This is a genomic window from Phenylobacterium sp. (genome assembly GCF_037138395.1).
GTDB lineage: Bacteria > Pseudomonadota > Alphaproteobacteria > Caulobacterales > Caulobacteraceae > Phenylobacterium.
In genome coordinates this window covers 1-5,451 of sequence record NZ_JBAXIM010000160.1, presented here as the reverse complement: position 1 = coordinate 5,451, position 5,451 = coordinate 1, and the positions used below count along the sequence as shown (strand labels likewise).

The 5,451-nt window shown below is 71.2% G+C and carries 4 protein-coding genes and 1 other RNA gene; 2 read left to right on the top strand and 3 right to left on the bottom strand.

The features are described from left to right. Window positions 1-91: 91 nt before the first annotated feature. A complete protein-coding gene (gene recR / locus WCJ52_RS11225) occupies window positions 92-694 on the bottom strand; it encodes a recombination mediator RecR (RefSeq protein WP_336903396.1) in 603 nt (200 codons plus the stop codon). A 92-nt stretch (window positions 695-786) separates the two neighbouring features. Between recR and WCJ52_RS11220 the strand changes: the two genes are divergently transcribed. Further along, a complete protein-coding gene (locus WCJ52_RS11220) occupies window positions 787-2,502 on the top strand; it encodes a DUF4153 domain-containing protein (RefSeq protein ID WP_336903395.1) in 1,716 nt (571 codons plus the stop codon). Here the strand turns inward: WCJ52_RS11220 and WCJ52_RS11215 are convergent. Together WCJ52_RS11215 and ffs are read right to left on the bottom strand one after the other, a co-directional pair. Further along, on the bottom strand, window positions 2,499-4,349 hold the full coding sequence (locus tag WCJ52_RS11215; RefSeq protein WP_336903394.1) for a DNA polymerase III subunit gamma/tau: 1,851 nt from the start codon (window positions 4,347-4,349) through the stop codon (window positions 2,499-2,501). The two genes, WCJ52_RS11220 and WCJ52_RS11215, sit on opposite strands and share 4 nt — an antisense overlap. Before the next feature lie 16 nt (window positions 4,350-4,365). Beyond that, an RNA gene (gene ffs / locus WCJ52_RS11210) (signal recognition particle sRNA small type) lies at window positions 4,366-4,464 on the bottom strand. Window positions 4,465-4,537: 73 nt separating this feature from the next. On the opposite strand from ffs, the gene nudC reads away from it, so the two are divergent. Then, a partial coding sequence (nudC, locus tag WCJ52_RS11205) for an NAD(+) diphosphatase (RefSeq protein WP_336903393.1) occupies window positions 4,538-5,451 on the top strand: 914 nt, incomplete at its 3' end.

The following is a 5,451-nucleotide window of genomic DNA, read 5'->3' as shown; positions in this document are numbered from 1 at the left end:
AGGGCCAGGGCGAAACCCAGGAGGGCGATCAGGAGTTCGGAGTTCATGAAGTGTTCCTAGTCCGGAATCGCCAGCGTGTCACCGGGTGCGGTCAGGCCGGACGGCGGGCGCGCAGGGCCTGGGCCAGGGTGCCGTCGTCCAGCCAGTCGAGTTCGCCGCCCACGGGAACGCCCCGGGCCAGCAGGGTGACCTCGGCGCCCGACCCCGATAGCCGCTCGGCCAGGTAGTGGGCGGAGGTCTGGCCGTCCACGGTGGCGGGCAGGGCCAGTATGACCTCGCGCACCCCGCCGGCGGCCACCCGGGCGACCAGGGCGGCGATCCTGAGGTCGTCGGGACCGATCCCGTCGAGGGCCGAGAGCAGGCCGCCGAGGACGTGGTAGCGCCCGCGGAAGGTCCCACCCCGCTCGAGGGCCCAGAGGGAGCCGGCCTCTTCCACCACGCAGACCAGGCCCGCGTCCCGGGTCCCGTCCGAGCAGACCGTGCAGGGATCCCGGGTGTCGAGGGCGCCGCAGGTGGTGCAGGCCCGGACCTTGGCCGCGGCGTCGGCCAGGGCCTCGGCCAGGGGGGTCATCAGCTGCTCCCGGCGCTTGAGCAGGGTGAGGGCGGCCCGGCGCGCCGAACGGGGCCCCAACCCCGGCAGGCGGGACAGGAGGCTGATCAGCCTTTCGATCTCGGGTCCCGCAGATGCGGCCAAGGCCCCTGCCTCCCATGGTTCGGAAACGACTTGCAGGGTGCACCCTGGGGGGTGATTCTGTCCAAGCCCGCCCGCTTGGGAAGGATGACAGCATGGCGCGACCGTCCCGACCGGTTCCACGATCCTCTGCCAGGGACCTCGCGGTCCGGGCCCTCCTGGGCCTTGCCGGGGGTGTCGCTGTCTGGGCGGTGATCCGCTGGACGCCGACGAATGAGGGCCTGAAGGTCGTGCGCGGGATCCTGGCCCTGGCCTCGCTCACGCTGCCTGTCGTGCTGCTCGGCGCCTACGGGGCCCTGCGCCCCCGCACCCTGGCCCTGTGGACACTGGCGGCTGCGGGGGTGTCGGTCCTTGGGGGAATCGGTCGCATGGGTGCGCCGCTGAACGCCAATGTGCCGCCGGTCCCTGCCGCAGGCGCCCTGGTCCTCGCCTGCCTGGCACTGATCGTCGGGCATGTCCTCGTCCTGGCCCGGGAAGGCGCCGGACGGGGGAACCCCTGGCCCCGCCACTTCGCCATCGCCTGGACCGACGGTGTCCGCGCCGCCCTGTCCGTGGCCCTGGTCGGCGCCCTGTTCGGGCTGGTCGTCCTGGCCTCCAACCTGTTCGAACTGATCGGCGTCCAGGCCGTGGGCGAGTTCCTCACCCAGCCCGGCGTCCTCTGGCCGCTGATGGGCCTGGCCTTCGGACTCGGGGTCCATTTCACCGCCGGGCGGCCGGACCTGGCGGCGGGGGCCAGGACCCTCGGCCTGGGGCTTCTGGCCTGGCTCCTGCCCGTGATGGTCTTCCTGGCGGCCGCCTTCCTGGCGACCCTGCCCTTCACCGGCCTCAAGCCCCTCTGGGACACCGGTTCGGCTGCAGCCTTGCTCATCACCGCCTGCATCGGGCTGATCATACTGGTCAACGCCGCCATCCAGGACGAGACGAATTCCGCGAAGATCCCTCGGATCCTCAGGTACGCCGCCCGGCTCAGCGGTCTCCTCATGGCGCCCCTGGTGGTGATCGCGGCGGTGGGGATCTTCCTGCGCATCGGCCAGTACGGGCTCTCACCTGACCGCGTCCGCGCCCTGGCCTGCCTCCTGGTCCTGGCGGTCTTTGCCGGCGGACATCTCCTGGCGGCCCTGTCCCGTCGGTCCTGGATCGACGCCTTCGGCAAGGCGAACCTGACCGGCGTGCTGGCGGCCCTTGTTGCCATCCTGTTCATCCTCAGCCCTGTCGGGGATCCCGACCGCCTTTCAGTGATGGGCCAGATGCGGAGGCTGGCCTCCGGCCAGGTCGCGCTGGACCGGTTCGACTTCGACCTCCTGCGGTTCGATACCGGCGCGCTTGGTCGGAAGGCCCTGAAGGAATTGGCCGTCCAAACGGGGAGTTCGCCCCGCGACGCGGAGATCCGGCGTGCGGCCAGCGAGGCCCTGGCGAGCAAGACGCGTCGCCCCGTGCGATCGGCTCCGCCCGTGGTCATCCCCGTGGGCACCGCACCGATCCCGGCCGATTTCCTCGCCAGTACGGCCACGATCGACTGCGACAAGGAGAAGCCCTGCGGTGCGATGAGCCTGGATATCACCGATGACGGCAAGGCCGAGGTCCTGTTGCAGAGCCGATCGGGGCTTGAGGCCTGGACGCCGGAAGCGACGGGCTGGCGCAAGCTGGGCGAACTCGACGCGCCTTGCCCAGTGGACCTGAAGCCCTTCCTTGCCGGCGACGTCCGCGTCGCGCCACCTGGGGACAAGGTCCAGGACGTGATGGTGGGCGGGGTGCGGCTGGCCCTCGATCCCCAGCTCGCCCCCTGTCCGCCGGGTGGCGCGGGGGGCTAGTCCTCGCCGGCCTCGTCCAGGTCGTCCACAAGGGCTGGCTCTGGCGGGGGCAGGTGGCGGATCTGGACGACCTCCGCGCCGGGAAAGGCCTGGAGCACGGACAGGACGAAGGGGTCTTGTCCGATCTCGGCCCGGGTCTCGCGGCCCTCCCGGGTCTGGCGCTCCCAGAGGCTTTCGGCACCCCCGCCGCCCTGGGCGGCCACCAGCCAGGGCTGGCCGGTCCAGGCCTTCAGTCGGCCCACCAGGCGCTGGGCCAGGTTGGTGGGCGCGCCGGGCGCGGGCTCGAACTCCAGGACCCCGGGCCGGAAGCTGACCGGGCGGACGAAGCGCTCGACGTCGAGCTTGAGGGCAATGTCCCGCTCGGCGTCGATCAGGGCGATCAGGTCCTCGAAGGTCTGCAGGACCGGCATCTGCCGGGCCTCGGCCTGGTGGGCACCCTGGGGCGCGGCCCGGGGCGTGGATTGGGGAGCCAGGGCTCTCGCCGCCCCGCCCTGGGCCGCTCCGCCGCCCGTGGATCCTCCGCCTGGCGATCCGCCACCCATCGATCCGCCACCGCCGGCCGGCGCCTCGCCGCTCCTCAGCAGTTTCAGGGCCTCCTCAGGCCCGGGCAGGTCGGCGGCGTGGGCCAGCCGGATCAGGGCCATGTCTGTCGCCGCCGCGGGGTCCGGCGCGCGCCCGACCTCATCGTGAGCCTTGAGCAGCATCTGCCAGAGGCGGGCGAGGATGGGTGCGGAGACGGCGGCACCAGCGGCGGCGAGGCGGGCCGCCTGATCCTTCGGAAGGGTCAGGGCCTGGGGCCCAACGGCCCGGGCCACCGAGGCCCCATGCGCGTGCTCCAGCAGGTCGAGCACGACCTGGCCCGGATCGGCACCAAGGGCATAGAGCTGGCGGAAGGCGCTGACGGCACCACCGGGATCGCCCTTCAGGACATATTCGAAGAGGTCCAGGGTCCCGGCCCGGTCGGCCAGGCCCAGCATGTCGCGGATCAGGGCGGCGGGCACGGTCTGCCCGGGGTCGGCCTGGACGATGGCTTGGTCCAGCAGGGACTGGGCGTCCCGCACCGAGCCCTCTGCAGCCCGGGCGATCAGGGTCAGGCCCTCGGCCTCGACCCGCACCCCCTCGGCCTCGAGGATCATCTGCAGGTTGCGGATGATGTCGTCGGGCTCCACCCGGCGCAGGTCGAACCTTTGGCACCGCGAGAGGATGGTCACCGGCACCTTGCGGATCTCGGTGGTGGCGAAGATGAACTTGGCGTGCGGCGGCGGCTCCTCGAGGGTCTTCAGGAGCGCATTGAAGGCTCCCGTCGAGAGCATGTGCACTTCGTCGATGATGTAGACCTTGTAGCGCGCCTCCACCGGGGCGTAGCGCACCCCGTCCAGCAGGTCGCGCATGTCGGCGACGCCGGTCCGGCTGGCGGCGTCCAGCTCCAGAACATCCATGTGCCGGCCCTCGATGATGGCGCGGCAGTGCCGGCCCTCGACGGACAGGTCCAGGCTGGGGGCGTCGACGGCGTCGGTCTGGAAGTTCAGGGCCCGGGCCAGGAGCCGGGCCGTGGTGGTCTTGCCCACCCCCCGCACGCCGGTGAGCATGAAGGCGTGGGCGATGCGTCCGGCTGCGAAGGCGTTGCGCAGGGTCCGGACCATGGCCTCCTGGCCATAGAGGTCCTCGAAGGTCCGCGGGCGGTACTTGCGGGCGATGACGGTGTAGGCCGCAGAGCGATCGGTCGCGGGCGCATGGGCGGGCACCGGCACCGGCGTTACAGTCGGCACGGGGTCGCCAAACATGTCCGCGGTGTCGGGATCACGCTCCGGCGCATCAGGTTCGGGCGTGAGATCTTCGTCGGCCATGGTCGCCATGCGGGCTGGGTGGAGACCGGACAACGACCCGGAACGTGATTCGTTACGGCTGCTTCCTTCCGGACCTGACCGAGTTGGCGAGGCGTCCGCCCGTCGCCGATCTCCATCCCCTATATCGCGATCCCGGGGCCTCGACGCAAGCGTGTGCAGAATTCCGCCTGTGGGCTAATGTGCGACTCATGTCCCTGAACGCCTTCCAGAACACCTTCGCCGGCAATCCCCTCGACCGCGTCAGCGAGCACCGCAAGGATGCTGGCTGGCTCGCTGAGCGCCTCGCTTCTGATCAGTCCCTGGGCCTCGTGCTCTGGAACGGGAAGGCCCTTGTTGAGCGGTCCTCCTCGGGCGGGACCCAGATCGCCTACCTGCCCTCGCGCCTCATTGAGGACCTGTCCGGCGGGCCCGAACGGCTCCTGTTCATGGGCCTTTGGGAGGAGACCGCGGTGTTCGCCGTCGACCTCGAAGGCCCGGCCGATCCCACCGACGGCCCGCTGCAGGGCATGGGCCGGTTCGAGGACGCCCGGGCCCTGGCCTCGAGCCTTACGCCGGGTGAGATCGCCATCGTCGGCACGGCCAAGGGCGTCTTCGAATGGCGTCGCAAACATCGCGCCTGTTCCGGCTGCGGTGAACCGACCCGGGCTAGCGAGGGTGGCTGGAAACGGGAGTGTTCGGCCTGCCGCGCTGAGCATTTCCCCAGGACGGACCCGGTGGTCATCATGCTGGCCGTGCACGGTGACCGCTGCATGCTGGGACGCCAGGCGGTCTGGCCCGCCGGCATGTTCTCGGCCCTCGCAGGGTTCCTTGAGCCCGGAGAGTCCATCGAGGAGGCCTGCGCCCGGGAGCTCTTCGAGGAGGCGGGCCTTCGGGCGACCTCGGTCCGCTACCATTCCTCCCAGCCCTGGCCCTTCCCCAATTCGCTGATGATCGGCCTGATCGCCGAGGTGGACAGCGACGACGCCCAGCCGGATCAGACCGAGCTGTCCGAGGTGCGCTGGTACACGCGCCAGGAGGCCCGGGCCCTGCTGGCCGGCGAGATCCGCGGTAGCTTCGCCCCACCCGCCATGGCCATCGCCCACCAGCTTCTCCGCGCCTGGGC